This is a genomic window from Bacillus cereus group sp. BfR-BA-01408, from assembly GCF_022663305.1.
GTDB lineage: Bacteria > Bacillota > Bacilli > Bacillales > Bacillaceae_G > Bacillus_A > Bacillus_A pacificus.
The window spans coordinates 1-25929 of the sequence record NZ_JAKUFF010000063.1; the positions used below are offsets into that span (position 1 = coordinate 1).

Here is a 25929-nt window from a genome sequence, read left to right on the forward strand (position 1 = left end):
TTTTTTCGTTTCCTCTTGTTTCTTCCCTTCTAGCTTTTTCGCTTCCTCTTGTTTCTTCTCTTCTAGTTTTTTTGCTTCTTCTTGTTTCTTCTCTTCTAGTTTTTTTGCTTCTTCTTGTTTCTTCTCTTCTAGTTTTTTTGCTTCCTCTTGTTTCTTCTCTTCTAGCTTTTTCGCTTCTTCTTGTTTCTTCTCTTCTAGTTCCTTTTGCTTCTCAGCCTCACTCACTTGTTTTGCTGTTTCATCTACTAGTAACTTCTCAAAATCTTGAATTTGTTTATCAATCACTTGTAAATTAACTTCTTTATCAATATACTCACAGTTTTCTTTTACTATATGGAAGCCAGCATTCACATACGAGAATACTTGCTTATTCGATTCAGTTGTATTTCCTTTTAACTCTTCTTGCACTTGATTATAAGGTTCTTCTATTGATTTATATACTTTTTGTAACGCTTCTCTCTCAGCAGTTATTTTCTCCCGCCCTTGCTTCCACGTAATAAGCACCTGTTCTAACTCTTGAATGGAGGTAGCAGTTTCTTTTGATTTCATCCCTTCATACTCATGCAAAATGACTTCCTTATGTTCCTTAGCTTGTTCTATCAATTGATCAACTGTTTTTGGAAAAATACTTGCTGTCGAAATTGTAGCCGTTACTTTCGTTTCATGAACGAATGACGCTTCTGTATAAGTCATCATTTGAGAGCCTAAATAAAAAGTAATAGAACACAAACATGGCAATATAAGCATCTTTTTGAATTTGCGAGGTGGCTTCAGCATTTTAATCTCTCCTATCGAACAACTTGTTCTTTATAAAGAACTATATCTTTATTATAATAAAGTGAATTACAAAATGATATACAAATTATGTTTCTTTTTACATTTCACTTTTAGCAGAAAAAGAGACTATCACTTTCGATAGTCTCTTTTTGTTGTCCTTATTGTTTTCCTTCAGCATCGCCTTGTTGTGCATCAAACGTCCAAGTTAATTGTAACTTATCGCCTTGGAATTCATTTTGATCTTTTTTATTATCAACAAACTCAAATTTCACTTTGAATTTATCAGATTTACCTGCAGAAATACCTTTTTCATCCCAGAACCAAGCAGCTAAATCGTTATTTACCGCAGTAAGTGTGTCACCCTTCAATTTATCTAGCGTTGTTTCCTTTACGATTGTTTCATGCTTGTCTACATTTTTTAAGAATGTTACTTTAATATGCTTACCAAAATCATCTTTATTATCTTTCTTCACATCTTCTACTGTATAATCTGTTTTTAGTAGTACTTTTTTAATATCTAATGTCCCTTTATTTTCTAATTTAAATTCTTTTTCAACTGTATCACCAGGTTTTAAATTGGATACATTAACAACTGTTGATGGATTTAATGCTAAATCCAGCGTACCAGCCGCAAATGTATTGTTTGACACTTCTTTATCACTGAAAAATGCAAACGTTCCTCCGCCAACTAATGCAGCCCCTAATACTGCTGATGCGATACCCATTCCTAATTTTTTCTTTAAAGTCATGTCCATATCCCCTTAATATATATTTGTTAATTTCCTAATAGGAAACTATAACCAAAATAACTAGACGGATTGTTCTACTTTTTTCTCTTTCTTTTCTCCATCAATGCTACGAATCGCACTAAAAATAGTAATCGCTGAATAGCCTAGTAAAAAGATTCCTGGAATAATAAGAAGTAAAGCAGCTCCAGCTTTTGAATTCGCATAATTTAATGCATACCCTGCATAAGGAACTGTAATATCTGCATATTTCCCAATGACATTATCCGCAAGTACTGGTTCTAAATCAGGGCCATTGTTGTTATCCCCTTTTGTTTCATATATTACTTTTCCATTTGTATCTTTCACACCGATAATACGGTGAGTGATAATTTTTTCATCTTTCTCTTTAAAAGTAATAACATCACCTTTTTGATATTTAGAGCCATCTTTCGTCGGTTCTATCGCAATGATTGATCCTGTTAAAAATGTTGGTTCCATCGATCCTGATAACACTGATTTAAATTGATATCCCATCACCGTTGGATCCCCACCGCTAGCTTTTGAAGAAATAACTACAAAAGCTAAGCAAACCATTAATGCAAATAAAACAAATGAGATAACGTTGCTAATCACCTTCCAAATTAATTTCATTGTTTCTCTCCCTCTCCGTTGTTTTATATTATTTGAAGTATGCAATATTCACCTTTGTTCTTTAACAAGAACACAAGTAAATAATATAACGAACGAAATGGAAATGCAATAAGAAAATTTACAATTATTAGTTATTTATAATATAAAAAGGACTGTGACAAATTCTCTTCACAGCCCTTTAAACTAGTAATTTATTTTTCTTCTGATTTCATTCCTTTTGTATTTCGGCGTAGCACTACAAATAAAATGGCTCCAAATAATATGGCAGCACCTATCCCAATACTTATTATTTTCACGTTTGATTCGTTTACTTCAGGCTCGATCGTATCTCTTTTAGGCATTGCAAAAGTAACATCTTCTTTAGAAAGAACATTAACCGTCGCAATTGTTTGATTATTCTTCGTGATATCAACTGCCCCAACTACCTCACCACGATGAATTCCTTTATGATACAAAGAATCTTTATCTAATGAAGCCGCACGGAAAATCGTCCTCACATTTTTCCCTTCATCTTTCTTAAGCATAAGTTCTGCACTTTTTTCAAGCTCGCTATCAATATCTTTATTTAAATACGTTGTCTTTTGATGCCAACTATGTTTATCTAGTACAGTTTGCTTCACAAATTGACCAAAAGAATAGTCCGCCATCTGCTTTAAATCTTCATAAATTTCAGGTCTTTGAGAAGCCATTACTACATTTATAATACGATTTCCATCCTTCTCATTTAATAAAACGAGCGTATTGCGCGCTTCATTTGTAAAACCTGTCTTACCGCCAATACTAAATGGATTTTCAAAATAAGTAGATTTATTAAAAATAGACACCGTCTGCCTAGATGTCGTAACTGTCGTCCTTTTTGTATTCATTGCTTGCAAAATCTCAGGGTACTTTTGCACACCTCTCGTAATCATAGCCATATCATATGGCGTAGTATAATGGTTCGGATCATGCAATCCATTTGGTGTTACAAAATGACTATCGGTAGCCCCTAATTGCTTCGCTCTCTCATTCATCATATTAGCGAAATTCTCAACACTTCCGCCAATACGCTCTGCAATTGCATATGACACATCATTCGCACTTAGCACCATTAAAATCATAAGTGCAGTATTTCTATTAATCGTCTCACCAGGTTGAAACTCAATTTGATAATTACTCTTCTCTTGATCTAATGCTAATTGTGAAAACGTAAATTGATCCTCTGGCTTCGTATGCTCCATAAGTAAAATCGCCGTTAACACTTTCGTCATACTAGCCGGAAATGCACGATGATGTGCGTTTTTATCATACAAAATATCTCCAGTTTTCGCATCAATCGTAGTTGCAAACTGACTAAAAACATTTGGCCCTTCCTTAGGTGGTGGTGCCACTTGTTCTGGATTCACTCCAACATTCGTCTCAGCACGTAACGTCATAGGTGTCAAAAAAAATAAACAAATAACGGTAATAAAAGCCAAAATTTTCTTAAAATTTACCATATGACTCTCCCTTTTCACTATACTCTCACAGCTTAAAAACTGAATATACCAATCTATATGTAATTTGTATTAAATTGGAAGAATATTCACTGTTTTTTACTATATCATACTTTTACGATAAATAACATAAATATACAATAAAAAATAAGAAAGAATTATTCTTTCTTATCCTTCTCATCAATTAATGAATCTATTAAATTTTGACTAGCTTCCTCAGGTGTAATCTCATCTGTCATCCCCATAAACGACCAACCTTTAGAATCGACCCACTCAACAAACTCTTGCAAAAACTCATCATGTGTAACATCCACATCAAGAATTGAGCCATTAATTGAAATCGTTCTATTTTTAGATACGCGCATCTTGAACGTTTTCCTTACCATTACAATAATTCTCCCTCTACTTCTGAATAATTATAAAGTGAAACTTTAATCAGTGGGGGGCTTCATCCCCCACCTAACCTCTTTGCTTTCGCTGAGTTTTGAGGTAGATCTTACTGCCCGCAAATAGCGGGGTAAAATAATCTTGTATCTCTGTTATACATGATTTTAAGTAAATTGTAAAAAGGATATATTGGCCAGTTTGCATATTGAAACTGAAAATCTATCATCCTGCAAAAATAGCAAACGATATGTAAAGGATCATAAATAACTAAATAAACTCACATAAAAATAAAACAACTTACATTTTATCACACCAAATACAAATGACTTTCGTACAATAGAATGGAATATACTAGAAGAAAACTTATAATGAGGAGGAACTCCATGGCGCGTTGTACGTATTGTAAAACGAAGTGGAAAGTAAAAGATGTATGGTCGATACTCTTGACATTTGAAAAAGATTGCCCGTATTGTTTTGGAAGGCAGCATCTATCTAATGACACCTTTCATCATGCTAATGCCGCTCTACCTCTATTATTCCTATGTCCTTTACTTGTTGATTTAAACGATGAAAACCCTTTGGATAAATATCTTAAATAATACGACCGCTACATCCTACTAAGTTTTTTCTCATTATTATCCCTTCAGATACTACTCGCATAATTGCATATGATTCCCCTTTTAAAACTTACCACAAAAAATATTGTAAAATTTCAGTTAATTTTATATAATTGCTTTAACATAATGATTAAAGATGCTATTACATAAGTATTTTTGAAGATCCCGTAGCTCAGCAGGGAGAGCGCCACCTTGACAGGGTGGAGGTCGTGAGTTCGAGCCTCTCCGGGGTCATACTAAAAGCCCTTGATATACAAGGGTTTTTCTTATGTGTAATAAAACTAATCGAGGTGTTTTCAATTGACAGAAACTATTTTTCTAAATCTTATCTCTAATTTAATTTATAGTGTACTAGTTTTTGCTACCGCACTTATTTTTCGGCATTTCTTCAAGATAAATAAAAACGAAATAAATAAAGCGGGACAATACCGATATACAACTACTGTGATAATAATAAATCCACCTTCACCTGAATACAAAAACAATACTGTTCGAACATCTTCAAATCCAGCTATTGAATCAGCTATAATATTACTGTTCGTTGCAGCTATTACAGTCTATTTATTTATAATTCATAAAAATGATATATTGGAAGTTGGTTTTTTAATTGCCATTATAGGTATTTTCCTTTCTTTTTTGATTACTATCATATTAGTAAAAACTGTTCGTTTCCCTTTATTGGGTATTACTGATAAATACATTCTACTTTTTTTATTTATATTTTGGATAGTTTTCCTTACCATAAATTATACTCTTGTACACCCCATCCTGTATAAATCCAACGTTGTTAATGTAGAACAATCATTTATAAATGGTGGTATTAATGGCTTAATTCCAAGATTCCTTAACCTTCTCTCGTCTAACACCACCGAAATGGTAATTATTATTTTAAAACTATTTGGTATTTCACTAACGTATATGTTAATCTGGGATGTACTTAAATATAAAATCTTTTTTACTATTAATTTAATCTTAAAAAGAAAGACCTTTAAAGCAGACAGCTATATTTATAAGCTCCACAGAAAACTTAATTGTAAGAACCCTATCCCTCGGATTCTTTTTATAAGCTTTATATCTTTCTTACTCATTAGTGGAATAATGGATAACTTATGGTACAAAATAATAAGTTTCTTACAATCTGGCCAATTAGAAAAAATCATCTCGGGCTTTTTTATAGAATTTCATATATACAACCCCATGTAAATCCCTTTAAATCAAGGTTTTTTCCATACCTCAGCAGGGAGAGCGATTTTCTCCGGGGGCATAACTACAGAAATCGCGTCAAGTTAACGTTTGATGCGGTTTTTATTTATTTGCTTTTATATTTTTATAAAACCAATGGTCACATTCGTTCATGTAGTGGCCATTCTTCTATATTACTTTCTGCCCTTACCGTCTATCCAACTCATAATATCCCATACAAATATGTTACTATAAAAGAAAATAAGGAGTTGTAAAATAAAAGCAGTAACAAATTATCGAAAATCACTTGATCAAGTTACTATCAAGGATGGCGATTCTTTAAAAGCGATTGAACGATTTTATTCAAAACAAAGAAAACGTGAAGAAATCTGGTTTGCATGATATCAACGAAATCGGATAGAAAATTGAAGATTAGTAGCCAAACGCCCTTTAGAGGCGCGGAAGACTGAATGTCTCGACTCATCGAAAACAACAGTTAACCAACATGTATTTAATCAGCCAACCATCGAGTTTATGATGAATACGGCAGGAGAAATTTTTCTTCATTATAAATAGCAAAATAAAAACCAGCAACTTTAAGATTGCTGGCCTATCTCTTATTCATATTCGAAACACTAATAACAATTGCTCCAAGCACATAATGCCCCGCTACCATCCACATACTCCGATCAAAAATCATAAGCGATAACCAAAGCGATATATTAATAGCAGCAAATAATACATATAAAATGAAGTCTCTCTTTTGTAGTGCTTCTCTATTCCTCAAAATATAAATAGCGCCGATTGGTGGAAGGATGGAGCAAAGGAAAAAAACAAACATTTTTCTTAATGACCATGGATATGAAGTTACTGTTTGCATATAGATCTCCTTTTTATTTTATAGTACCTTTAGCATCGGCCTTACTACTCTATACTCGTCACTATAAAGCTCCTTTATGATTAAGGGTGAGTGAGGATTCCCCTCTTCTTCTATCATTGTGAATACTTCTGTTTTTTCGCTTAATATGTTGGATTCACTATTTTTAATAGGTTTTTCACTTGTTTCAATTTTCTTTGTTATTTCTCCTAGCCTTTGCCCCACTTCTTCTGCCTTAGCCGGTTCATTTGTTATGTAGTATTCTTGCCCCTCCCATACTAACATAGGTGGCACTTGTTCTCGTTTGTTACATATTATATAAGTAATACTAGCTATAAGTAGTAGGCATGTTAATAAAAAGAAGATAGTTTTTTTATTCATATACTCTTCTCCCTATCTATCATTTTATTAAATTATATAATATCCATTATATACAGTAAATGGATTTAGTAGGAATTTTCGGATTTTACAAAAAAAGAGAAAAACCTTACTGCTGTAAGGTTCCATTTTTATATTCTATAGTGACCGATTTATTAAAACGATCATTACGATAATCGCTATAAACATAACAACTAAACAGCCGATCATTTTATAAAAGCCTCTTTTCGTTAACGTCCCGCCTTGCACGTCTTTCCGAATAAATAAGAATACGGCTAAAAATAATACAAGTCCAATGCCAAAAGCATACATCATTTGCATATGTTAATCTTCCTTTCTCTATTCCATCTTAATATCTTTTTGCCAAAACAACAAACGAGATAAAGACGGTACTCATCGTAAGTGCCATAAGTATGTTCAGTAGTTCAACTGCAGATATTGTAATAACATTTAAGTTTAAGCCAATAGAGAAAAGAAGATAATACGCTGTTAATGCAAAAAAGCTGAAGAACATGCCTTTATAACGAATTAATTTCATCCGCTCGTCTTTTTCTTTAAATTGCGGATGTAAGTAGCTTAAGCAAAAACACATAATCATCATCGCAAGCACTGTATAAGTTGGAGTTGGTGGTGCAGAATGCGTCATTATACCTGTTAGTATCATAAATCCACTCATAAATAGAAAAATAATCCCCATAATTACGAAGTACTTTTGTGAATAATTCATCTTTACTCCTCCCCTTCTTTTCCTTCATAAATAAATACATGTTCTATCGTTGTCTGAAATGTTTTTGCTATTTCAAATGCTAACGGAAGTGACGGATCGTATTTTCCTTTTTCAATTGAAATGATGGTTTGTCTGGAAACGCCAAGTTTCTCAGCCAATTTTTCTTGAGATAGTCCAAATTTTTTTCGGTATTCAACCATTTTATTTTCCAAGGAAATTTCTCCCTCCTCCCTTATACCGAGTATATACGTAAAGCAAACTTTACGTCAAGTTTCCTTTACATTCATTTTAATTATTATTCACGCTATTTATATAGAAGAAACTTTTTCAATTTCAGCACGTCTATTTTGTAATGAAACATGGAACAATGTAAATAACTGTTACTATATCTCCACCTCTCTTTTTTTAAAATTTAATATCTCCATATTTGTTTTATCCTTTTAAAATATTTCATTTATCCCTTTATTCCACGAAATACGTTATTGGTTTTACGCTGTTTTTCGTCATATTTATAGAAACTAACTGTTTATGAAGCATTTTTTATGTTTAGCAACTTTTTTTGTAGAAATCCTTCACTTTCCTTTCAATATTTAACACTATCTAAATAAAGTTTACGATAAATTCATAATTTTTTATTTTTTATACTATATTCCGTTATATTGTTGTATAATATCAATGAAAACGCTTATTATTTCAATATACATAATTCGAACTTATTTTTATCGAAACATTCTAACTATTATACTTATATTTACATGCAACAATTTTAGTTATTTGTATAGGTATACCAAATATATCCACCCTATTTTTCTGTAAAATTACTTTATAACATGAAAGATTAACTTGGGTGATAAGTTATTGTGAATGTTTTTTTACAAAACAGATAAGTAATAGTGTTTGGTATTATGTAAATTATTGTAATAACATAAGAGTAAAGAAAAACATTTACATTGATTATTGGTTCATCAATTATTGAAAAGAGCAAAATGCACCTTTTTGTATGGAAAAAGGATTATATGCATTGGGAGGTTTAAACAAATGACGAGGAAGAATACAACGACAAACCCTTGGGCCAAGTTCCACGGTCCGAACCTTGGTTATGTTATTGAACAGTATGATCTTTACGTAACTGGAGCAGGTTCTGTTGATCCGGAATTACAAGAGCTTTTTGAAATTTTTGGAGCTCCTTCGTTTCAAGATGATGTCGTAACAGGGGACAACACAGCAACACATTTTTCTCCTCAAAACACAGGTAACATTGAAAAAATTCTTAAAGTCGTTCAACTTGTTGAACAGATTCGTTCTTTCGGGCATACGTTGGCTCACATCAATCCGATGGAAGATGCTGCAAATGGACAATCTCTTCTTGAGAAAGCAATGAACGAACTGAGCGATGCTGATTTGAAAGCGATTCCAGCAAAAACAGTATGGCAAGATGCACCAGAAGGTATTCACACTGCACTTGATGTAATTCATAGATTAAAAGAAGTGTATACACAAACTTTAGCTTATGAATTTTCTCATATACAAGATAGTGAAGAACGCGCGTGGTTGCATCAAATGGTGGAATCAAATTCATTGCGTCAACCACTATCAAATAAAAAACGAACTGCTCTTTTAAAACGTTTAACAGCTGTTGAAGGTTTCGAGCAATTCTTGCATAAAACATTCGTTGGGCAAAAGCGTTTCTCTATCGAGGGCGTTGATATGCTTGTACCTGTTCTAGATGAAATTGTGCTAGAAGGTGCTAAAAACGGCGTAGAAGATGTCATGATCGGTATGGCTCACCGCGGTCGTCTAAGCGTACTTGCACACGTATTAGAAAAACCATATAGTCACATGTTTGCCGAGTTCAAACATGCAAAAATAGAAGGCGCAGTAGCAAATTCTGGCTGGACTGGCGATGTGAAATACCATTTAGGTAGAGAACAAGTCGTTAGTAACGAGGAAGTTAGCACTCGCGTTACATTAGCAAATAACCCAAGTCACCTTGAGTTCGTTAATCCTGTTGTAGAAGGTTTCGCACGTGCGGCTCAAGAAAATCGTAAAAAATCTGGTCTTCCAGAACAAGATACTTCAAAATCATTCGTAATTTTAGTTCACGGTGATGCTGCATTCCCTGGTCAAGGTATTGTATCTGAGACACTCAACTTAAGCAGATTAAACGCGTACCAAACAGGCGGAACAATTCATGTTATTGCAAACAATGCAGTTGGTTTTACGACTGATAGCTATGATTCTCGTTCTACGAAATATTCAAGTGACCTTGCAAAAGGTTTCGATATCCCGATTGTTCACGTCAATGCTGATGATCCAGAAGCTTGTCTTGCTGCTGCTAATCTTGCAATTCAATATCGCATGTTGTTCAAAAAAGATTTCTTAATCGATTTAATTGGTTACCGCCGCTACGGTCATAACGAAATGGATGACCCAGCAGTTACACAACCACAAGTGTACAAAAAGATTAAAAATCACCCAACTGTAAGAGCAATTTATGCAGACCAATTACAAGCTGCTGGTGTTCTAAATGCAGATGAAATTGAAACAATTACACAGTTTATACAAGAGCAATTAAAATCTGACTATGCACAAGTACCACCAGCTGATACGAGCGATGCAACAATTCACGTTAAAGTGCCAGATGTTGTTGCAAAAGGTATTCAGCCAATTGATACTGGTGTTGAGCTTGACTCACTTCGTGCAATTAATGAAGGTCTACTCTCTTGGCCAGAAGGCTTTAACGTATATCCGAAAGTGAAGAAAATTCTTGAGCGCCGTAAAGATGCTCTTGAAGAGAACGGTAAAATTGAATGGGCACTTGCTGAGTCATTAGCATTCGCTTCTATTTTACAAGAAGGTACGCCAATTCGTTTAACTGGTCAAGATTCACAGCGTGGTACATTCGCGCATCGTCACATCGTATTACACGATACGGATACAAATGAAACATATTCACCATTACATCGCTTACCAAACATCAACGCTTCATTCTCTGTTCATAACAGTCCGTTATCAGAAGCTGCTGTTGTTGGTTACGAGTATGGTTATAACGTATTCGCACCAGAAACACTTGTTATGTGGGAAGCGCAATATGGTGACTTCTCAAATACTGCGCAAGCATTATTTGATCAATATGTTTCAGCAGGAAGAGCAAAATGGGGTCAAAAATCTGGTTTAGTTCTTCTATTACCACACGGTTATGAAGGTCAAGGACCAGAGCACTCTAGTGCGCGTCCTGAACGTTTCTTACAGTTAGCTGCTGAAAACAACTGGACAGTTGCAAACTTAACGAGCGCGGCACAATACTTCCATATCCTGCGTCGTCAAGCATCTATCTTAGGAACAGAAGCTGTTCGACCATTAGTATTGATGACGCCGAAAAGTTTATTACGTCACCCACTTACGCTTTCAACTGCTAGTCAATTAAGCGAAGGACGTTTCCAACCTGCTTTAGAACAAGAAAACCTTGGTACAAAACCAAACAAAGTAAAACGTCTTGTTTTAAGTACAGGTAAAATGGCGATTGACTTAGCAGCAGAAATCGAGTCTGGTAAGCATGAGTACAACTTAGATGAAATTCATATCGTTCGTATTGAACAACTGTACCCATTCCCTGCTGAGAAAGTTCAATCTATTATTAAACGCTTTAAAAACTTAGAAGAAATTATTTGGGTTCAAGAAGAGCCTCGTAATATGGGCGCATGGCATTACATGGCTCCAATTCTGTTCGAACTAGCTGGAGATAAAGTGAAAACAGGTTACATCGGACGCCCAGATCGCTCTAGCCCATCTGGCGGCGATCCATTCGCTCACAAAGCTGAGCAAGAACTAATTGTTGCACACGCTTTAGATGTAAAGTATAACTTCCGTCAAGATAAACTAGAAATTGAAGTTTTCAGCAACTAAAAAGTAACAATGAAGATTTCTAGCTTGTTCCTTGGGCAGATATTCTGCCCAAGGTCAGGCTAACAAATGGAGATTACCGAAGACAAAAGAAGAAAAAACACACCGTTAGGCAAATAAGGGGAGGACATTTAAAATGATCGAAATTAAAGTACCTGAGCTTGCAGAATCTATTACTGAAGGAACTATCTCACAATGGCTTATCAACGTAGGCGACAAAGTTGAGAAAGGTGGCAGCGTTGTTGAGCTTGAAACTGATAAAGTCAATGTAGAAATCATTGCAGAAGATTCAGGTATTGTATCGAAGTTACTAGGCGAACCTGGGGATACAGTTGAAGTTGGCGCAACTATCGCAATTTTAGATGCAAACGGAGCACCAGTTGCAGTAAGTACACCTGCACCGGCTGCTGAGCAACCAAAACAAGAAACAGCTGAAGCACCAAAAGCTGCGGCACCAAGTGCTGAACAAACTGCAACTTTACAAGGTTTACCAAATACAAACCGTCCTATCGCATCACCAGCTGCTAGAAAAATGGCTCGTGAATTAGGAATCGACTTAAACGACGTACGTAGCACAGATCCACTTGGACGTGTGAGACCACACGATGTACAAGCTCATGCTGCAGCACCAAAAGAAGCACCAGCTGCTCCAAAAAGTCCAGCTCCTGCTCCAGTTGCAAAAACTGAATTTGAAAAACCAGTTGAGCGCGTGAAAATGTCCCGCCGCCGTCAAACAATTGCAAAACGCCTTGTAGAAGTTCAACAAACATCTGCAATGTTAACAACATTTAACGAAGTTGATATGACTGCAATCATGGAATTACGTAAAGAGCGTAAAGACGCTTTCGAGAAAAAACATGATGTACGTCTTGGTTTCATGTCATTCTTCACAAAAGCAGTTGTTGCAGCATTAAAACAATTCCCATTATTAAATGCTGAAATTCAAGGTGACGAGCTTATCATTAAAAAATTCTATGATATCGGTATTGCAGTAGCAGCTCCAGATGGATTAGTTGTTCCAGTTGTACGCGATGCGAACCAATTAAACTTCGCTGAAATCGAAAGCGAAATTCGTGAATTAGGTAAAAAAGCACGTGATAACAAACTTTCATTAAAAGAACTACAAGGTGGTACATTTACAATTACAAACGGGGGCGTGTTCGGTTCTCTAATGTCAACACCGATCCTAAACAGCCCACAAGTTGGTATTTTAGGAATGCACAAAATCCAAGTACGTCCTGTTGCCATTGATGCAGAACGTATGGAAAACCGTCCAATGATGTACATCGCTTTATCTTACGATCACCGTATCGTTGATGGTAAAGAAGCAGTTAGCTTCCTTGTTGCTGTTAAAGATATGCTTGAAGATCCAAAATCATTATTATTAGAAGGTTGATAGATTAATAATCTATTATATAACGGCTGTAGAATAATCATTCTACAGCCTTTTTTGCGTTCATACGGGACAAATCGCATGACATAAGCTAATAATGTATGCCTATAACGTAAGGAGGATTAAAATGAGTAACCTTCCAATTCATGCAAAATTGAAAGCAAATAAGGATACCTTCTTCCTCCCCGACTCAAACGGGGGTGTCTATTTTCGAAATAACGCCAGTTCATTTCGTATGGACGGTGATGGAATTTACAACTGGATTGAAAAATTAATGCCAATGTTTAACGGTAATTATTCTTTAGCAGAAATAACGGATGGTCTCCCTCTTCCCTATCAAAATCGTGTACTTGAAATTGGAGAGATTTTATATACAAATGGATTTGTCCGTGATGTAAGTCAAGACGCACCTCACGAATTAAACAGCGCATTACTTGATAGATACGCTTCACAAATTGAATTTCTAGAAGCAGATTCTCACTCAGGCGCATTAAAATTCGAAACGTACCGCAAAGCGAATGTCCTTATAATTGGTTCTGGAGATATGCTTACTTCCTTAGTTTCTTCTTTATTAGAATCCGGATTACCTACCTTTCATTACCTTGTGACAGATTATGAAGAAACGAATTACGACCGCATTCATGAGCTAATAGAACTTGCACATGAAGTGGATGATACTGTACTTGTTCAAGAAATAGATACGACAATTGATCGTCCTCTGCATGAAGTGTTCGAGCCTTTCGACTGGATTTTGTACGTTTCTCAAAATGGAGATATTGATGGCCTAAGAGCAGCTCACACGATTTGCAAGGAAGTAGAAAAGAACTTCATACCAGCCGTTTGTTTATCAACAGTTGGTTTAGCTGGTCCTGTCGTAATGGCTAATCGTGAAGAATGCTGGGAATCCGCATGGCATCGGCTACATGAAACGACTTTACAAAATGAAAATTCATCAGCCGCCTTCTCTCCTATTACATCTGCAATGCTAGCAAATATAATCGTTTTTGAATTATTTAAGCATGTTGCTGATGACTCACATCGAGAAAAGAATCCACAATTCTTTTTATTAAATTATGAAACACTCGAAGGAGCATGGCATCCTTTTATAAAACATCCTCTCGCAACTGATGAAAGTTTTACAATTGATACGATAGAAGACCTTTCTGAACAACTTGAGCATCGGTCTAGCCAACATACTTCAACTGAATTATTCCGTTTTTTCGATTCATTAACTTCTAAAGAAGCTGGTATATTCCATGTATGGGATGAACAAGATTTATATCAATTACCATTATCACAATGCAATATTCAAATAGCTACACCGCTATCAGATGGCCCTGCTTCCCTCCTGCCTCTTATGACTTGCGCTGGTTTGACTCATAACGAAGCGCGCCGAGAAGCTGCTTTAACAGGAATTGAAACCTATGTAGCAGAAATTATACACCGCCTTATCCCTGAACATAACGATATCGGTATTGGCGCTGGAGAAACGATGACAGAGGGTGTATACCGGGCATTACAACAACATTTAAATCACAAATTGTATGAGCGACAGTCACACACGCTAGAAGAAATTACGACGGTCGACTTAACTGAAATTCATGATAAACATTGTAGATTTTATTACGATGCCCTCGCTACAATTCATGAAACACCAAAAATCGCAATGGGTGAAGAGATTCTCAGCTTTCCAGTCGTTTGGGTCGGTATAAATAATCATTGGTACGGTGCATCTAATATTAATACGACGTTAGCGTTACGAAACGCACTACAACTATCACTTCTCCACAATCAAAATGAAGAGACTCCTTACAGAACTAATATTTTGCCTGAATCCTCTATCATTTTATATGATACTGATTCTTTTAGATTAGAAATACAAGAGGAAGAAGAAATTCCAAGTACGCAATCTGTACAGCTCGCCTTACAACATTTAGAAGAACATAATTTCTATCCATTTGTATTTGATTTGGCAATTGAATCATTTTTGAAAGAAAACTTAGATGGTGTGTACGGGGTTTTAATTGCAAAGGAGGATAGTCTATGACTCAAAATATATTACTTATAGGAGATGGCCTTCTTGCAGACTATGTACATGATCAATTATGCAAACAATATTCCATCATTCGGCAACACACAATTGCAGACGAAATCCCTGAAAATATCGACCTCGCTCTCGTATTACACGACGGCTCTCCTTCTACGATTCATCATGACGCTGAGCTAACTTTCCGGTCAAATCATATTCCGTGGCTACGTGGTTTTACTTCATTTGGTGAAGGGGTTATCGGTCCTTATATTCATCCTCTTGCAGCGGGATGTACTCATTGTGCCGATGGACGACGCTTTATCGCTGGATTTGATCAAAAAGAAATGTGGGAGCTACAACGAAAATATGCGGTAAAGGAAGAAAACGTAACGAGGCGTGATGTACGTGCCACCCAAAATGGCATTCTGCAAATGTGCCATCTTATTTGCGCAGAAACAGAGAAAATATTAACTCATACTCATTCTTCTTTAGAAAATGAACTCATTTTACTAAACTTACAAACACTGCAATGTACGCGGCATTCTTTTCTTCCAGATCCGCTCTGCCCCGTATGTAGTAATTTGCCTGATGACACGGCAGATGCAGCATTGATTTCATTACAACCGAGCTTAAAAACAAATGATGCAACATATCGCTGTCGTTCCATTCATGAACTAAACACATTTTTAACAAAGGACTATTTAGATTACCGAGTCGGTATGTTGAACGGAAAAATGCAGCATTCTTTATTACCATTTGCTGACGTTATTATAAACATGCCATTAATGTTTGGAAATGAAGGAGTTGCAGGCCGAACTCTTTCATTTGCAATAAGTGAAGCAACTGCCATTTTAGAAGGTTTAGAACGATATTGTGGTATGTCACCTCGAGGAAAAAAGACAAATGTGCATGGTAGTTTTCATGATTTAGAGGATTATGCACTAAATCCCCTTACGCTCGGTGTACATACAAATGAACATTATAATCGTGATGGTTTTCCATTTAAACCGTTTGATCCTGACTATGAACAAAACTGGGTATGGGGATATTCATTGTCACAAAACCGGACGATTTTAGTTCCTGAATCAATCGCTTATTATAGCCTCGGTCATCGAGATGCTTACGTATATGAAACATCAAATGGCTGTGCCATTGGTGGTAGCTTAGAAGAAGCGATTTTTCACGGCATTTTAGAAGTTGTAGAGCGTGACGCCTTTTTGCTCACTTGGTATGCTGAATTACCTCTTCCCCGCCTTGATCTTAGTTCAGCAAATGATACGGAATTACAATTAATGATCCAGCGGCTGTACACGATTACCGGTTATGAATTGTATGCTTTTAACGCAACGATGGAACACGGTATCCCGAGCTTATGGGTAATTGCGAAAAATACGCGTGAACATGGAATGAACGTTGTTTGTGCTGGAGGCTCTCATTTGGATCCCGTCCGTGCTTTAAAGAGTGCCATTCACGAAATAGCAGGCATGTTACTCATAACAGACGATGAGCTCGAACAAAAAAGAGAGCACTACGAAAACTGCTTACAAGACCCTTATCTCGTTAGCCAAATGGGAGACCATAGTATGTTGTACGGATTGAAAAAAGCAGAAGAACGTCTTCACTTCCTTTTACGTGACGATGCTCCGGTGCAATCGTTCCAAGAAATGAATGTATTACAATCAGTTGATCTAGATTTAACATCCGATCTTCATCAACTTTTAAACCGTCTAGAGCAAACTGGACTTGAAGTAATCGTTGTAAATCAAACAGTACCTCTTATAGAAAAAAACGGATTACATTGTGTAAAAGTCATTATTCCAGGCATGCTACCGATGACATTCGGTCACCATCTCACTCGGGTTACAGGACTGGATAGAGTGTATACTGTACCGATGACACTTGGGTATACAAATGAACCTTTAACGAATGAACAATTAAATCCACATCCGCATCCGTTTCCATAGTAAAGGAGGGGATTTTATGCAGCTAGATACTTTTTTACATCATCTCCATTTTTCTATCGATAAAATTATGCCGAATCAGGAAGTGGACTGGGAAGATGCACCGCTTCCTTATAAACTATATCGAAATGTACCTATCATTCCTCTCTCTTTAGAAATCCCATTATCTTTACCTAACTCTTCTACTACACCTACTTTGAATGAGATTGGTCATTACCTTTGGTGCTCATTTGGTTTAACACAGTTATGTCAGCTAAATAGCGAAAAAATTTTATTCCGAAGATCTATCCCTTCAGGCGGCGCTTTATATCCAAATGAATTGTATATATATTTAAAAATTGACGATTATCCAGACGGCATTTACCATTACGACGCCGCGCATCACCGACTTATCTTAATTCGCGAAGGAAATTTCGATTCTTACCTTACAGAAGCACTCGGCAATCGTTGTAACTTACAATCTTGTTTTGGTGCTGCATTCGTATCCACCATGTTTTGGAAAAACTTCTTTAAATACAATAACTTTTCATATCGACTTCAAGGATTAGATAGTGGCGTTCTCATCGGACAATTACTTGAATGTGCCAAACAATTCGGTTACACAAATGGCGTATACTTTCAGTTTCTAGACCGGGCAATCAACCATTTACTCGGACTGTCAGAAGGCGAAGAAAGCGTGTATGCTGTCCTTCCTTTAAGTACAGAACCGCAAACGAATTGGTTTCACAATGATTACCGTGAAATTAAAACAGTTACTTCTCATGAGCTATTACAACAAATTCCGCCTTTAGCACATGAACATTTCGTTCGCTCAAAGCATGTAAATGAGTATCCGATGATAACAAAAATAAATGAAGCTTCTATGATCGAATCGACAGCACAGTTCCAAACACTAGCTCATGAAGAGCACTTTCAACATCATGCGCACGCTGTACAACTGCCGAAAGTAGAGCGTTTATCTTATGATTTCTTACAACTTTGCAGAAAACGGTATTCCCCTGATGCTGACTTTATTTTAACGAAATGGGATGCAGCCGAGCTCGCTACTTTACTACAAGAAGCGAGCCTCTCCTTCCCTTACTACAACGACCTTGATGGTCAGTATGTAAATGAAAATGCGCGCGTTTCCTTATATGGATGTTTTTATAACGTAAAAGATATAGAAAACGGCGCTTATTCTTATAATAGTAAAACGCATTCCATACAGCCACTTCGATATGGAGACCTTCGTTATCCCCTACAATCTAGTATGACGATGGATAATGTAAACCTTTTTCAAGTACCGCTTTGCCTACATGTAGTCGGAAAGAAAGATTACTATACAAATGCATTAGGCTACAGAGGATACCGTATTCACCAAATGGAAGCGGGTATACTCGTTCATAAACTCGTTTTCGCCGCGACCGCAATGGGGATGGCTGGGCATCCTTTACTTAGTTTTGATACAAATTCATGTGATCAGTTGTACGGGATAGAGGCTGGGAATGAAACGTCACTTATTCAAATTCCTGTTGGAGCTTATCGAGCACGGAATTGGTTAAAAGGGGCTTTGCGTAATTAGAAGCACGCCGGCTATCGGCGTGCTTTTTTAAAGGACTTAATTTACAAAACGCGAAATAAGTATATATTCTTACATAAAAGGAGAGTTTAACTTGAGCATTTTACAACGATTAATCCAGCAAGCAAAAAATCCGCGCGGGACAATTGGTTCTTCCATGCTTTGTATTATGAACACTGCACATACGAGACTAACAAATTGGGCTTTACAAAAAATACATATACGTAAAGATGCGATTACTTTAGATATTGGTTGTGGCGGCGGTAAAACGCTACATACTCTTTCCAAACGAATTCCACTTGGGAAAATATATGGAATTGATTATGCAGAACAAGCTGTTGAAAACTCAAAGAAAGCCAATATACAGGACGTAAAAACAGGAAAAGTAATCATTCATCAAGCAAGCGTCTCCTCTATTCCTTACAATACAAACTTCTTCAACCTCATTACCGCTTTTCAAACACACTACTTCTGGCCTGATGTGGAACAAGATATAAAAGAAGTATTTCGCGTCCTACAGCCGAACGGATCCTTTTTATTAGTAGCTGAAACTTTCAAAATTCAATATCATATGGAGAAATATAAAACGACTGAAGAATTAATAAACTTATTTTATAAAACAGGATTTAAAAGTGTGAAGTGCTATGAAGAAAAAGGATGCCTTTGTGTAATAGGAACCACGTAAAAAAAGCAGGCCCTTTAAGGTCTGCTTTTTTTACTAGATTAATTTGAAAATGCTCTTTATTTGTCTCGCAAATAACCAGTTTTTCGTACCGTAGTTATCATTTAAACTATCTAAATTGATAGTTTGTCCGTTAGCAAACTTTAATTCTAGCGTTGTATTTTTATCGTTTGTTTTTAAGTTACTATGTGTAATGGCATCATACTTTAATTTTTCAATTTCAACATATTCGTCTTTTTCTTGTCCGATCACGACATGGTCTTGGAAGAAGAAAAAGACTTCTACTTTCTTACCGAAACAAAATACATTTTTCGTATAAATTAATGTCGCATTATCAAGTCCGACGCATACTTCTTTCATCTCTTCAATAACGTGTCCAAAGTCTTCTTCATGTCTTGTGTTTGATTCAGCAATCCATTCTTCGATTGTTTTCATATTAATTGCCATACTGTGCCCCCTGGTTCGTTCATTGCTTTGTTTTAAAGTAAATACTATATGACAATATAAGCGATACATACTATGTTTTCAAGGGTGAAAGATATATTCAAAATAAAGTTAAATTTCAAAGTAATATACTAAAAGAATCCATTTCATTATATTTCAAACGTTTGAACGAGACATTCTTCATCATCGATTAACTGTATTTTCTCATCAAATTCAATGTTTAGCTCCCTATATACTTTCTTCCAAAAAGAAACAGCTGGTACATTTTTCACAAGTTCGATAACGAAATATTGTCCTCGTTTCTCTTTTAGCAAACTCTCAATAACTTGTTTACCGATTCCTTTTCCTTTGTACTGATTCAATATGAAAATGTCATTTATACCAAAATCGTTTTCCTTCTTCAAAAATGGACGTTCCAGTAGTAATAAAAATCCTACAATCTCATTATCACTTTTAATAAAATACGGAGTGATTCCATCATTTACCCAAAACATATGTAAATCTTCGTATTCAAAAAATCCATTTGCCCCAATCGTTATATTAGAAGTGAATGTAGAAAGGTCATGAAGATATAGTGCATACAAATTACGTAATATTTCTTTTTCTGATTCTTGAACGGTTTGCAGTGTTACAAACATTTTTAATAATCCCCTTCCCCATATGTAACTATTTCCCAACCCTCTTCATTCGACAAAAATGATGATTATCCTTTAACGAAAAAAATAGCACTAAAAAAAGTGCTATTCCGCTCGTCTTGCCGCTTGCTGAATTGGATCCCAAACGCTGTTATATGGTGGTGCGTAACTTAAGTCGACATCTTCTAAATCGTGAATGCTCATTTTATTGAAAAGTGCCATCGCGATTACATCAATCCGTTTATCTACACCTTCTTCTCCAATTACTTGTCCACCTAATAATTGTTTCGTGTCAGAACGATATAGTAATTTTAAGTAAAGTGGTTTCGCATTTGGATAATAGCCCGCCATATTGGTCGAATCTACTTTGACTGTTTTATACGGGATATGTAGTCCTTTTGCTTCTTTTTCATTTAAGCCTGTTCTTGCAAGCGTCAAATCCATAAATTTAATAATACCTGTACCTAACGTTCCTTTAAAGGCTCTTCGTTTATCCAGCATATTTAGTCCAGCAAGTCGCCCTTGTTTATTTGCAGTTGTTCCGATTGGAATATGATCATGAATTTCTTTTATAACGTGATAATGCGTGGCGCAATCACCAGCTGCATATACGTCCTGCACATTCGTTTGCATATATGCATTTACCTCGATTGCCCCTTTATGATTTGTACGTATATTTGTTCCTTCAAGAAAATCAGTATTTGGTTTCACTCCGACAGATACTAAAACAAGATCCGCTTTATACGTACCTTTATCCGTTTCAACTGCTTCTACTCGTTCATTCCCTTTAAATGCTTTTACATTTTCATTCGTTAAAATTTCAATATGATGTTTATCTGCTTCTTTATGTATATATTCCGCCATATCCCCATCATAAATTGTACCGATATGATCATTTCGTTCAATCATTCTTACTTTCTTACCAAGTTCAACGAATGTTTCTGCCATTTCCAGCCCAATTGCACCGCCACCAATAATGGTTACATCTTCAACTTTATTCGTTTCTAGCGTTTTTAATATGCACTCAGCATCCGGAATTGTTTTTAAAAGATGAACACCTTGTAAATCTCGGCCTTCCCATTCTGGCATAACAGGACGTACTCCGGTCGCAATTAATAAACGGTCATACGAAAATTCAAAAACATCTTTCGTCTTCGTATGCTCTGCGTATACTATTTTCTTTTCCGTATCTACTTTCGTTACTTCATGTCGTACTTTCGCATCAATTCCGTATTTATCACGAAACGTCTTTACATTACGCGCGATTAACTTTTCCGTTGAAGCGATAGCACCACTAATGACATACGGTAATCCACACTGCGCGTACGAATAAATTTCACCTTTTTCTAACGTCACAACATTTGCATTTTCATCGTTTCTAACAATTTGCATAGCTGCACTCATACCAGCTGCATCTCCGCCAATAATGACATAGTTCACTTTACCACTCCTTCTTTTTTACATACTCTTTACGTTTTCCATATTTTATAGAAATAACACCTACTTCCATTGTAAAGAAAGAGAATTTCATCTTCAAATTTTGTGCACAAACCTATGCCTGAATAGGTAGCCGTCGTGTCTTATAAACACTATGTTTAATATGCTATTACAGTAACAATTGAAAGTAGGTGAAACATACATGTGCGCCGGCCTTCTCGTCCAGCTCCCAGAAGAACCAAGAGAACCAAAACCCGCCCTCCCGCTTGAACAAGAGTTTACCATTAGTACAACTTTATACAGCGCTCGCGCTTGGTTATCTGACAATGACACTTTCCCACAAACTATTTGGAAATCCTCTCGTTTCTCTTCTGCATCACACGCTAATAAGTCTATCTTTCCAGTCGGTACAGTTAAAATTATAAATTTTTCTGATGATACAATAACAGTTACTATATCCTCAGAATCAGATGATACTCTAAAAATAATCGTTCCTCCTCATTCTGAAGCTGCTTTAACGTCTAGTTCTTTATCTGATGTGCAAGCAAGTACATCAGGAGGAGCAAGCAAAGTCACATTCCTCTTTCATATCTTTTTCTCAAGGGAACCTGGTCCAGCTAAATAACTATAGAAAAGGTACAGCTGTGCACTGTACCTTTTTCATATGTTCTATTCTCTTGATTTATTCAGTTCAACATTATAAGATTCAATCTTCAAACTGAGTCCCACACTTTGTACATACATTCATCCACCTTTTCTTTAGAGGCCAGTTATTACCTGTGTAAAGGTTTGAATTATCGTGCTAATGTAAGACCACAGCACAATAAATGTTGCAATTCCGATTAAAACATTTGCGATAAGAAGTGTATAAATAAGGTCTAATCCGCCGTTATCTAGCTTTACTATAGCGACAATTATACTAACTGACATATACGTTGTAGCCAGCCCTAATAAGATTGGTAAGAAAAAGATTAATAAAAAGCTAAACAGAAAAGAAAGAACTAATATAGCAATAGCTGGCGTCGTTATCGTTCCCCACACACCGAATACTTCAAGAAATGAAAATGAAGATTTCATCATCTTTCCACTTACAAAAATAATAAATCCGACGAATAAAGTTAAAATGAGTAAAAATAAAAAGACCGTTACAGAGTCTCCAAAGAAAGAAGGAGTAGATAAATCTGGCGCTAACGTTCTCGTAAGTGCTGCCCCAGCACTCATCATTCTATAAAAAATACATGCCCCTAAAAAACAAATAAGAACAAGACTTACAATTCCATTTCGTACTTCAACCTTGCCACTTTTCATAATAGCTGTCGGTGCTTGTAATGCGTGTTTAAAAAACTGAAAATAGCCACTTGCAAACTGCTTCGCTTGCTCTACCGTTTCATTTGGTCGAGTTTCCTTTGCTTGTGCTACGCGTGCCTGTTGCTCACCTTCTTCCTGTGCACTACTCGCTACTGCTCCCTCCGTTAACGAATGTCCACAATTCCCGCAAAACTTTGCCTCTGTTGCATTTTCTGTGTGACACACCGGACATTTCATTCTCTCATCCCTCCTTAACCATATACCGTATAGGGTGTTACAAATTCAATATATGACTTTGGACATAAAACATGACTACAAGAAAAAGATTCTGAAATCCTTCTTCCGAAAGAAAATATATGTGCTAGCAATCTTGAAAAAAAATGCTATTATGAAACAGAACAAATAACATTTTTAACAGATTGGATGAAAGGCAATGGAATTTGTAAACTCAATTTTTCAAATACTCCTTACAAGCGTGATTCAATTATTTTCTTTAATTGGAGTCATCATTGTAATCGGATTTCTATTAGGTTATTTAGAATCTCTCACACGAATGTATTGGTCGAGGGCTTTCGGAAGAAAAGGATTCCTTTTGACTGCGTGGATTGGTGTTCCGATTCACGAACTTGGACATGCCATTATGTGTGTACTATTTCGTCATAAAATTGTAGCAACGCAGTTCTTCCCAACAGATACAAGTCAAGGCGCTTTAGGCTACGTACAACATCAATACAATCATAAAAGTGTATATCAACGAATTGGGAACTTCTTCATTGGAATTGGTCCTATTATTTCGGGTATTACTGCATTAATCCTATTAATGCGCTATTTCGTACCAAATTCATATTTCTTATTTAATGCAACTCTCGAAAAAACAATCGCTGCTACTTCTATTAATATAGAAATGGTTCAAAACATGCTCTTGTCGACGTTTGTATTATTGAAAAGCTTATTTACAATAAGTAATTTATTAAATCCTTCTTTTTGGTTATTTTTATTTATCGCCATTTGTATTTCTGCACATATCGCTTTAAGTAAACCAGATATTAAAGGATCAATAGACGGCATTATCGTCATGTTTATCGTGTTATTTTTATTCAATATAATAGCAGGGCTGTTTCAGTACGATAGTAACCAACTAATTGGCAAAGTGATGAAGTATAATATGTACCTCATTGCGTTTTCTAGCGTGGCACTATTGTTCTCTTGTCTTTCTACACTTGTTAGTTTTGGTTTTTATAAAATAAGAGGAGGGCGTTCTATTTGAACGCCCTCCTCTTATTAGTTATTTCTCTTATAATCACAATGCTCAACCGGCACACGAGCATGTCCCTCTTCATCCGTACACCATGACTGCGATTGGAAGGCAAGAAAAATACCGACCCATTCTTCTTCCTTTTCAAATTGAATAAGTATTCCTCCGTCTTGCCATATACCATTATCACCTTTCCATTTCTCTACATTCCCTTGATTCATGTGAATATCATGTATCCCGTTTCCTGGTTCGAAATGAAAGTAAGAATCAGGTGTATTTTCTTCTGGTCCCCATCTTTCACCAAACGCGTAAATAATTGCTTTTTCTTCTATTGCTCGTTTTATATAACGTTCTATTTTTTCATTTAAATCATTATCCACTCCTGCTTTTTCAGCAGGTAAAGGAATCATTTGTTTCGAATCAAATACATTACCTCTTACGTAGTCTAAAGCTACTTTCGGTTCATTGTTTTTTATTTCTGTAAAACCGAATGGTAATGTCGGTAAAATATGAATCGCCTCTGACTTAATATTGTTACTCGCAAAATATAAAACTTCTGACGGATAACTTTGCGATTTTACGTTAATTGCAATACGATAATCTACTCCTGTCTCGCCCTGTAAATGAACTTGATAATGAGGTGTTTTCCCTTTTCCAATCTTTGATTGTATAACTGTACCTTTTAACACACCGTAGTTTTTTAGGGGCATACATTTCATCTCCTATTCATCTAAAATCGGCAAGGATACCCCCTACTTCAATCGTGTGAAGGGCGATAGCCCAACGATAAGTGGGGGAGGATTTGCCGGCAGATACGGTATGGTACGTTAAAAATCGTAAGATTCTGTACCACATCAAGTATCTGAAACTTCCACCTTGCCTCCTACTTTCTCTACTTAAGTTGTTTGCTTTCACTAAAAATCTGTTACAATTTAATTAGTGAAAGGCGGTGAAAATAATGCCTACAATTACTGCAAAAATACAAATCCATGTTTCCGATAATCAAGCTGAAAGTCTAAAGATAACAACGAACGCTTACCGCAAGGCTTGTAATTGGTTATCAAAACACATATTTGAAACAAAGAACCTTAATCAAGTAAATCTCAATAACTTATATTATTCTGATTTACGAAATCAATTTAGGTTAAAAAGTCAAATGGCTCAATCTGTGATGAAAACTGTAATTGCTCGTTACAAGTCGGCTAAATCAAATGGACATGAATGGTCTTTGATTGACTTCAAACTTGCAGAATATGATTTAGTCTGGAATCGGGATTATTCACTAACCAAAAACCAATTTAGTGTAAACACGCTTGAAGGTCGCCTAAAACTAAATTATGAGCGTAAGGCTATGAAGAAATACTTCAACAGCACTTGGAAATTTGGTACTGCTAAATTAGTGCATAAGTACAACAAGTGGTTCTTACATATCCCGATGACAAAAGAGTACCAAACATTAGATTTCGCAGATGTAAACAACATCGTTGGTGTTGATTTAGGAATCAACTTCCTTGCAACCACTTAT

Annotated in this window: 26 protein-coding genes and 1 tRNA gene; 12 read left to right on the forward strand and 15 right to left on the reverse strand. The window is 35.9% G+C overall.

Translation table 11 applies throughout. From position 1 onward, the window contains the following. The 5 genes from MR083_RS20730 to MR083_RS20750 form a co-directional block, all read right to left on the reverse strand. On the reverse strand, positions 1-777 hold a 777-nt coding region (locus tag MR083_RS20730), incomplete at its 3' end, for a DUF4047 domain-containing protein (RefSeq protein ID WP_242269780.1). Between the two features lie 158 nt (positions 778-935). Further along, positions 936-1526: a CalY family protein gene (locus MR083_RS20735; protein ID WP_098556540.1), complete on the reverse strand. Its 591-nt coding sequence runs from the start codon at positions 1524-1526 to the stop codon at positions 936-938. 60 nt (positions 1527-1586) lie between these two features. Further along, positions 1587-2156: a signal peptidase I SipW gene (gene sipW, locus MR083_RS20740; RefSeq protein WP_242269781.1), complete on the reverse strand. Its 570-nt coding sequence runs from the start codon at positions 2154-2156 to the stop codon at positions 1587-1589. Between the two features lie 191 nt (positions 2157-2347). Beyond that, complete coding sequence (locus tag MR083_RS20745) at positions 2348-3634, reverse strand: D-alanyl-D-alanine carboxypeptidase family protein (protein ID WP_242269782.1); 1287 nt, start codon at positions 3632-3634, stop codon at positions 2348-2350. Between the two features lie 155 nt (positions 3635-3789). After that, positions 3790-4017 carry a hypothetical protein gene (locus MR083_RS20750; RefSeq protein WP_000251858.1) on the reverse strand — a complete coding sequence of 76 codons (228 nt, stop codon included), beginning with the start codon at positions 4015-4017 and terminating at the stop codon, positions 3790-3792. Positions 4018-4401: 384 nt separating this feature from the next. Here MR083_RS20750 and MR083_RS20755 point away from each other — a divergent pair, with 384 nt between their 5' ends. The 3 genes from MR083_RS20755 (at position 4402) to MR083_RS20765 (ending at position 5838) form a co-directional block, all read left to right on the forward strand. Further along, a complete protein-coding gene (locus MR083_RS20755) occupies positions 4402-4617 on the forward strand; it encodes a hypothetical protein (RefSeq protein WP_242269783.1) in 216 nt (71 codons plus the stop codon). Between the two features lie 179 nt (positions 4618-4796). Continuing rightward, positions 4797-4869, forward strand: a tRNA-Val gene (locus MR083_RS20760). A 66-nt stretch (positions 4870-4935) separates the two neighbouring features. Continuing rightward, positions 4936-5838 carry a hypothetical protein gene (locus MR083_RS20765; RefSeq protein WP_242269784.1) on the forward strand — a complete coding sequence of 301 codons (903 nt, stop codon included), beginning with the start codon at positions 4936-4938 and terminating at the stop codon, positions 5836-5838. A gap of 589 nt (positions 5839-6427) precedes the next feature. Here MR083_RS20765 and MR083_RS20770 read toward each other — a convergent pair. The 5 genes from MR083_RS20770 to MR083_RS20790 all read right to left on the reverse strand — a co-directional run bounded on the left by MR083_RS20770 (position 6428) and on the right by MR083_RS20790 (position 8011). Next, positions 6428-6697, reverse strand: coding sequence for a hypothetical protein (locus tag MR083_RS20770; RefSeq protein WP_242269785.1), 270 nt, complete (start codon positions 6695-6697; stop codon positions 6428-6430). A gap of 18 nt (positions 6698-6715) precedes the next feature. Further along, on the reverse strand, positions 6716-7075 hold the full coding sequence (locus MR083_RS20775) for a hypothetical protein (protein ID WP_001036555.1): 360 nt from the start codon (positions 7073-7075) through the stop codon (positions 6716-6718). A 135-nt stretch (positions 7076-7210) separates the two neighbouring features. Then, positions 7211-7393, reverse strand: coding sequence for a DUF3976 domain-containing protein (locus MR083_RS20780; protein ID WP_001178301.1), 183 nt, complete (start codon positions 7391-7393; stop codon positions 7211-7213). Between the two features lie 28 nt (positions 7394-7421). Next, positions 7422-7799: a permease gene (locus MR083_RS20785; RefSeq protein ID WP_242269786.1), complete on the reverse strand. Its 378-nt coding sequence runs from the start codon at positions 7797-7799 to the stop codon at positions 7422-7424. A 2-nt stretch (positions 7800-7801) separates the two neighbouring features. Beyond that, positions 7802-8011, reverse strand: coding sequence for a helix-turn-helix transcriptional regulator (locus tag MR083_RS20790; RefSeq protein ID WP_000428510.1), 210 nt, complete (start codon positions 8009-8011; stop codon positions 7802-7804). A gap of 826 nt (positions 8012-8837) precedes the next feature. Here MR083_RS20790 and odhA point away from each other — a divergent pair. From odhA to MR083_RS20820, 6 genes are all read left to right on the forward strand, one after another. Next, positions 8838-11705, forward strand: coding sequence for a 2-oxoglutarate dehydrogenase E1 component (gene odhA, locus MR083_RS20795; RefSeq protein ID WP_242269787.1), 2868 nt, complete (start codon positions 8838-8840; stop codon positions 11703-11705). Positions 11706-11838: 133 nt separating this feature from the next. Continuing rightward, positions 11839-13098 carry a 2-oxoglutarate dehydrogenase complex dihydrolipoyllysine-residue succinyltransferase gene (gene odhB, locus MR083_RS20800; RefSeq protein WP_000569897.1) on the forward strand — a complete coding sequence of 420 codons (1260 nt, stop codon included), beginning with the start codon at positions 11839-11841 and terminating at the stop codon, positions 13096-13098. Between the two features lie 124 nt (positions 13099-13222). Continuing rightward, positions 13223-15142: a putative thiazole-containing bacteriocin maturation protein gene (locus MR083_RS20805; RefSeq protein ID WP_242269788.1), complete on the forward strand. Its 1920-nt coding sequence runs from the start codon at positions 13223-13225 to the stop codon at positions 15140-15142. After that, entirely contained in the window at positions 15139-17088 is a 1950-nt protein-coding gene (locus tag MR083_RS20810; protein WP_242269789.1) for a TOMM precursor leader peptide-binding protein, read from the forward strand. Before MR083_RS20805 ends, MR083_RS20810 begins: the two co-directional genes overlap by 4 nt. A gap of 16 nt (positions 17089-17104) precedes the next feature. After that, complete coding sequence (locus tag MR083_RS20815; protein ID WP_242269790.1) at positions 17105-18646, forward strand: SagB family peptide dehydrogenase; 1542 nt, start codon at positions 17105-17107, stop codon at positions 18644-18646. 91 nt (positions 18647-18737) lie between these two features. After that, a complete protein-coding gene (locus MR083_RS20820) occupies positions 18738-19328 on the forward strand; it encodes a class I SAM-dependent methyltransferase (RefSeq protein WP_000025742.1) in 591 nt (196 codons plus the stop codon). A 33-nt stretch (positions 19329-19361) separates the two neighbouring features. Here MR083_RS20820 and MR083_RS20825 read toward each other — a convergent pair whose 3' ends face one another. The 3 genes from MR083_RS20825 to MR083_RS20835 form a co-directional block, all read right to left on the reverse strand. Continuing rightward, positions 19362-19772, reverse strand: a complete 411-nt coding sequence (locus MR083_RS20825) for a DUF3908 family protein (protein ID WP_000996804.1) — start codon at positions 19770-19772, stop codon at positions 19362-19364. Between the two features lie 146 nt (positions 19773-19918). Further along, positions 19919-20407 (reverse strand): GNAT family N-acetyltransferase, encoded by a 489-nt coding sequence (locus tag MR083_RS20830; RefSeq protein ID WP_000498241.1) that lies wholly within the window; start codon positions 20405-20407, stop codon positions 19919-19921. A gap of 102 nt (positions 20408-20509) precedes the next feature. Next, a complete protein-coding gene (locus MR083_RS20835; RefSeq protein ID WP_001110213.1) occupies positions 20510-21844 on the reverse strand; it encodes an FAD-dependent oxidoreductase in 1335 nt (444 codons plus the stop codon). 199 nt (positions 21845-22043) lie between these two features. On the opposite strand from MR083_RS20835, the gene MR083_RS20840 reads away from it, so the two are divergent. Then, positions 22044-22466 carry a hypothetical protein gene (locus MR083_RS20840; RefSeq protein WP_000332425.1) on the forward strand — a complete coding sequence of 141 codons (423 nt, stop codon included), beginning with the start codon at positions 22044-22046 and terminating at the stop codon, positions 22464-22466. Positions 22467-22600: 134 nt separating this feature from the next. On the opposite strand, the gene MR083_RS20845 is transcribed toward MR083_RS20840, so the two are convergent. Next, positions 22601-23386 carry a zinc ribbon domain-containing protein gene (locus MR083_RS20845; RefSeq protein ID WP_242269791.1) on the reverse strand — a complete coding sequence of 262 codons (786 nt, stop codon included), beginning with the start codon at positions 23384-23386 and terminating at the stop codon, positions 22601-22603. 196 nt (positions 23387-23582) lie between these two features. Here MR083_RS20845 and MR083_RS20850 point away from each other — a divergent pair, with 196 nt between their 5' ends. After that, positions 23583-24416, forward strand: coding sequence for a hypothetical protein (locus tag MR083_RS20850; RefSeq protein WP_242269792.1), 834 nt, complete (start codon positions 23583-23585; stop codon positions 24414-24416). 14 nt (positions 24417-24430) lie between these two features. On the opposite strand, the gene MR083_RS20855 is transcribed toward MR083_RS20850, so the two are convergent. After that, complete coding sequence (locus MR083_RS20855; protein WP_001128607.1) at positions 24431-25114, reverse strand: DUF2278 family protein; 684 nt, start codon at positions 25112-25114, stop codon at positions 24431-24433. Positions 25115-25362: 248 nt separating this feature from the next. Here MR083_RS20855 and MR083_RS20860 point away from each other — a divergent pair. Continuing rightward, positions 25363-25929 (forward strand): nuclease/transposase family protein (locus MR083_RS20860; RefSeq protein ID WP_472927151.1); only part of this gene is annotated, 567 nt, incomplete at its 3' end.

What these genes read in the sequence shown, in the direction of transcription:
- MR083_RS20735 (WP_098556540.1), bottom strand. Translation starts at nt 1,526, where the DNA reads ATGACTTTAAAGAAAAAATTAGGAATGGGTATCGCATCAGCAGTATTA.
- sipW (WP_242269781.1), bottom strand. Translation starts at nt 2,156, where the DNA reads ATGAAATTAATTTGGAAGGTGATTAGCAACGTTATCTCATTTGTTTTA.
- MR083_RS20745 (WP_242269782.1), bottom strand. Translation starts at nt 3,634, where the DNA reads ATGGTAAATTTTAAGAAAATTTTGGCTTTTATTACCGTTATTTGTTTA.
- MR083_RS20750 (WP_000251858.1), bottom strand. Translation starts at nt 4,017, where the DNA reads ATGGTAAGGAAAACGTTCAAGATGCGCGTATCTAAAAATAGAACGATT.
- MR083_RS20755 (WP_242269783.1), top strand. Translation starts at nt 4,402, where the DNA reads ATGGCGCGTTGTACGTATTGTAAAACGAAGTGGAAAGTAAAAGATGTA.
- MR083_RS20770 (WP_242269785.1), bottom strand. Translation starts at nt 6,697, where the DNA reads ATGCAAACAGTAACTTCATATCCATGGTCATTAAGAAAAATGTTTGTT.
- MR083_RS20775 (WP_001036555.1), bottom strand. Translation starts at nt 7,075, where the DNA reads ATGAATAAAAAAACTATCTTCTTTTTATTAACATGCCTACTACTTATA.
- MR083_RS20780 (WP_001178301.1), bottom strand. Translation starts at nt 7,393, where the DNA reads ATGCAAATGATGTATGCTTTTGGCATTGGACTTGTATTATTTTTAGCC.
- MR083_RS20785 (WP_242269786.1), bottom strand. Translation starts at nt 7,799, where the DNA reads ATGAATTATTCACAAAAGTACTTCGTAATTATGGGGATTATTTTTCTA.
- odhA (WP_242269787.1), top strand. Translation starts at nt 8,838, where the DNA reads ATGACGAGGAAGAATACAACGACAAACCCTTGGGCCAAGTTCCACGGT.
- odhB (WP_000569897.1), top strand. Translation starts at nt 11,839, where the DNA reads ATGATCGAAATTAAAGTACCTGAGCTTGCAGAATCTATTACTGAAGGA.
- MR083_RS20805 (WP_242269788.1), top strand. Translation starts at nt 13,223, where the DNA reads ATGAGTAACCTTCCAATTCATGCAAAATTGAAAGCAAATAAGGATACC.
- MR083_RS20810 (WP_242269789.1), top strand. Translation starts at nt 15,139, where the DNA reads ATGACTCAAAATATATTACTTATAGGAGATGGCCTTCTTGCAGACTAT.
- MR083_RS20815 (WP_242269790.1), top strand. Translation starts at nt 17,105, where the DNA reads ATGCAGCTAGATACTTTTTTACATCATCTCCATTTTTCTATCGATAAA.
- MR083_RS20825 (WP_000996804.1), bottom strand. Translation starts at nt 19,772, where the DNA reads ATGGCAATTAATATGAAAACAATCGAAGAATGGATTGCTGAATCAAAC.
- MR083_RS20830 (WP_000498241.1), bottom strand. Translation starts at nt 20,407, where the DNA reads ATGTTTGTAACACTGCAAACCGTTCAAGAATCAGAAAAAGAAATATTA.
- MR083_RS20840 (WP_000332425.1), top strand. Translation starts at nt 22,044, where the DNA reads ATGTGCGCCGGCCTTCTCGTCCAGCTCCCAGAAGAACCAAGAGAACCA.
- MR083_RS20845 (WP_242269791.1), bottom strand. Translation starts at nt 23,386, where the DNA reads ATGAAATGTCCGGTGTGTCACACAGAAAATGCAACAGAGGCAAAGTTT.
- MR083_RS20850 (WP_242269792.1), top strand. Translation starts at nt 23,583, where the DNA reads ATGGAATTTGTAAACTCAATTTTTCAAATACTCCTTACAAGCGTGATT.
- MR083_RS20855 (WP_001128607.1), bottom strand. Translation starts at nt 25,114, where the DNA reads ATGCCCCTAAAAAACTACGGTGTGTTAAAAGGTACAGTTATACAATCA.